Source organism: Kluyvera sp. Awk 3, from assembly GCF_028069715.1.
Taxonomy (GTDB): domain Bacteria; phylum Pseudomonadota; class Gammaproteobacteria; order Enterobacterales; family Enterobacteriaceae; genus Kluyvera; species Kluyvera georgiana_A.
Genome location: NZ_JANEWH010000242.1, coordinates 1 through 2,710 on the forward strand (window position 1 = coordinate 1; position 2,710 = coordinate 2,710).

The following is a 2,710-nucleotide window of genomic DNA, read 5'->3' on the forward strand; positions in this document are numbered from 1 at the left end:
CTCATTACACTCCGTTACTCTACGCCACTCACATCATTTAATAACAATGAATAACCAAATCATTAGCGCTATCATTTCAATACTCACTTAACATTAACTTTTCGCTACCAGATTCAATGTGACGGTTTGTGTTACCAGCTCTGGTACTAAACTTAATTAACCCAAAAGAATCATCATAAAATACGCAACGTTAAATACTGATGGCTATCAATGGGTTATCAAGGTGAACCAGACAGGAGATCCTCGTAATGAGATTTACGTGCAATATCGATACTGGATTTGCCCCTATAGCAGATGCATGCATAAAAACGATGTCATTACTGCTTCAATAAATACGACCCTCACGTCACTCAGGAAAACACACTCCTGTGCCTCGCAACGCCGTAACACGGTCAACTAATCCGATCTATTCACTTCTCTATCTCAGACATGTAAGGATTTTTACTGCCTTACAGGGGCGTTGCTGCTTTAATAACCAGACAATTAATGTGTATATAAACAATCCTGAACGCAGGAGGAAGGTTATGCATAACGACAGGCTTTTACGCTTACGCCAGGTGGAAGAAAAAATCGGCCTTGGTAAATCGTGGATTTACCAGCAAATACGCCTGCAACAATTTCCATCTTCTATCCGACTCAACAATCGCCATGTCGCCTGGCTGGAAAGTGAGGTGGATAAATGGATCCGCCAGCGTATCCACCTTACCCGCGATGTCTGAATGCCGGAGGTAAATTATGTGCGCCTCACATCTGTTCAACCGCTGGCTTCAGGGTACACCGGGCTCTGCAGAACAGGACATGGTTCAGCTCTGTCTGGAGAAAATCCAGCCGTTCTCCCTCAATCCCCGCGTCACCCGCAATCCCGGCTATGACGTACTGAAAGCGTCAATTCTTGCCCGCGGGCTGGATAACCCGCCGGTGTTGACCCGTCGCCCCGGTGATGAAAAATATATGCTCGCCAGCGGCGGGAATACGCGCCTCGCCATCCTCAATGAACTGTGGCAGGAGACGCAGGATGAGCGGTACCACCGCGTCTGCTGGCCGTTCAGACCGTGGCCGGAAACGCTGTCACTGCAGCAAGGCGAAGTTCAGTGTCTAATCGGCCACCTGGCCGAAAGCGACCTGCATCACGGATTAATGTTTATCGAACGGGCGGAAGGTATTCTGCACCTACGCGATCTTTACAGTGAAGCAGGCATTAACTGCACGACGCAACTGGCACTGGCGGAGCAACTGACCCGCGACGGCTATCCCGTCAGCCAGTCGCAAATCAGCCGAATGTTACAGACCGTCGACTGGCTGCTGCCCTGCATCCCCAATGCGCTGTACGGTGGCCTTACACGGCGCGTTATCGATCGTCTGCTGGCGCTACGCAGCGCAGCAGAACAGGTCTGGGCAAAACTGATGCCGCCGGAGCGCCAGACGGAGTTTGCTGGCCTGTTCAGTGCCGCTCTCACCACCTTCGACGGTGAACCGGAGGGCGTGGTACCGCAACTGGTACAGGACGAACTACTCGGCGAGATGAGCTGTCGCAGCGGCATCAGCTGGAATACATTGCTGGCGGAACTGACCGATGGTCAGAGCAGGCGGCAGGCGCTGCTGGGGCCTCCGGCCGAAAAGGTCCTCTGGCCGCCACCGCCGGAAACGGAAAAAGCACCACTACCAGAGCCTGAGCCACCGACTGAACCCGCTGTGCCCGGCGAGCCAGGGCCCTCACCGCTGGTACATACGGCACGGTCGCTGTGTGCCTGCTGGGGACTGGACACCTGTATCCACCCGGACGACAGCGCTCCGGCGGGTTTCACCCTCGCGCCCTGCCACGATTTTCCCCATCCAGCGGCACAGCGCTGTTATCAGGTGCTGGCCGCCCTGAATGGCGACACCAGCACGCCGATGCCCGCCCTGGAGCTTCTGCTGTCAGCAGACTACGACAACGCGCAGATCCAGCAATTGATGCAGCTTATCAGCCTGTGCCGCCAGCGGCGGCTGCGGGAGGTTCGCCATGACGCCCTCAGTTAACCAGGCCGTACTCATTCACATTGTCCAGGCGCTGAAGGAGGGGCAGATCCGCTACTGCGAATCGCTCGGCTTCAGCCCGCAGGAGCTGTGCGAGCTGACGCGCCTCACCGCCGACGACATCCTGTTTCTCAGCAACAGCGCGGTGCAGTTTATCACCACCCACATTGACCACGAAATGCTGGGCCGGATGCTGGCGAGGATGGAGCAGGAGCGGCTGTTCCAGCAGCGTCTGGAGGAAGCCCTGTCGCTGGGCGCGTCCATCGAGTTCATCAACCACTACTTTGGCCTTTCCACGCCGGAGGTCTGCGCCCGGCGGCGGCTGATTGGCCTGTTTGTCCGCCAGGGGCGCAACAATGCTCCGGATGAGCAGATGGAGACGCTGGTGTGGAACGAGTGGCAGAAGACGGGCGTGAACAAGCTCGACTCACCCGAAGCGCTGACCGCCATGATGGCAATGGCCCGCGAACACGATCTGTCGCTGACGGTCATCTGGAACCTGCTGCGCCAGTGGACTCAGGAGAAGCTGCTGCATGAAGAGTGACGATCGGCTGCTGTTTCTCGGCAACCCGCAGCAGAGCGTGCCAAAGCGCCTGCTGCTGGCGCGCAACCTCTCCCCGCGCGACAAGTTCACGTGGCAACTGCTGCGCCTGCACGCCCGCGACGACGGCAGCGGCGTCTTTCCCTCCTACAA

General features: G+C 56.7%; 3 protein-coding genes. All 3 read left to right on the plus strand.

All coding sequences use genetic code 11. From position 1 onward, the window contains the following. Positions 1–524: 524 nt before the first annotated feature. From NNN71_RS24200 to NNN71_RS24210, 3 genes are read left to right on the plus strand one after another with little or no spacing between them, the layout of a single operon-like run. On the plus strand, positions 525–719 hold the full coding sequence (locus NNN71_RS24200) for a helix-turn-helix transcriptional regulator (RefSeq protein ID WP_267453683.1): 195 nt from the start codon (positions 525–527) through the stop codon (positions 717–719). Between the two features lie 16 nt (positions 720–735). Continuing rightward, positions 736–2,019, plus strand: coding sequence for a ParB family protein (locus NNN71_RS24205; protein WP_271459540.1), 1,284 nt, complete (start codon positions 736–738; stop codon positions 2,017–2,019). After that, positions 2,003–2,560, plus strand: a complete 558-nt coding sequence (locus NNN71_RS24210) for a DUF2857 domain-containing protein (protein WP_267453685.1) — start codon at positions 2,003–2,005, stop codon at positions 2,558–2,560. Before NNN71_RS24205 ends, NNN71_RS24210 begins: the two co-directional genes overlap by 17 nt. Positions 2,561–2,710 lie beyond the last annotated feature (150 nt).